The organism is Microbacterium sp. Cr-K32 (assembly GCF_000708345.1).
In the GTDB taxonomy this organism is placed as follows: Bacteria; Actinomycetota; Actinomycetes; order Actinomycetales; family Microbacteriaceae; genus Microbacterium; species Microbacterium maritypicum_A.
Window position 1 is genome coordinate 1 of record NZ_JARD01000024.1, and the last position, 745, is coordinate 745.

Below are 745 nucleotides of genomic sequence, written 5' to 3' on the forward strand. Positions count from 1 at the left end.
GGCGGAGCGGGTGGTCGGTCAGGAGTGGCTGGTCGGTGGTCAGGTCGTGTCGGATGCTGTGGTGCGTTCGCAGTCGGGGCGTGTGGTGAAGCAGCAGTCGTCGATGGGGTCGGCGTCGTATTCGTCGACGTACGGGTATGACGCGGCTGGGCGGTTGGTGTCGGCGACCATTCCGGGGCATGAGTTCACGTATGGGTTCGGGTCGTCGGGTGGGTGTGGTCCGAATGCGGCGGCGGGGATGTCGGGGAACCGGACGGGTCTGACGGATGTGTGGACGGCGCCGGGTCAGGCTGCGGTGTCGACGTCGACGTCGTATTGCTATGACTGGGCGGATCGGTTGTTGTCGTCGTCGGTGACGGGGGCGATCCCGGGTGCGACGACGGTGGCGGATGGTCTGGCGGCGTCGGAGATTGTGTATGACGTGCGGGGGAACACGGTTCGTCTGGGCGATATGCAGTTCTCGTACGATGCCGCGAACCGGCACATCGGGACGACGTATGACGATGGCACGACGGTGCGGATCGTGCGGGATGCGACCGGACGCATTGCCACACGCACCATTGACCCGACTGGTGATGCCCCCGCGGTGTCGACGAGCTACCTGTATGCGGCGGGTGGTGATGCGGCGTGGGGTCAGAAGTCCGGTGCGGAGTTGACGCGGAGTGTGGGGTTGCCGGGTGGGGTGTCGTGGACGAACCAGGCCGGGGTGGCGACGTGGTCGTTCCCCGGTTTGGGTGGACACGGC

The 745-nt window shown here is 66.6% G+C and carries 1 protein-coding gene; it reads left to right on the forward strand.

Annotated elements, in window-relative coordinates; translation table 11 throughout:
• Positions 1 to 745 (forward strand): hypothetical protein (locus GZ64_RS20055; RefSeq protein ID WP_036331518.1); only part of this gene is annotated, 745 nt, incomplete at both ends.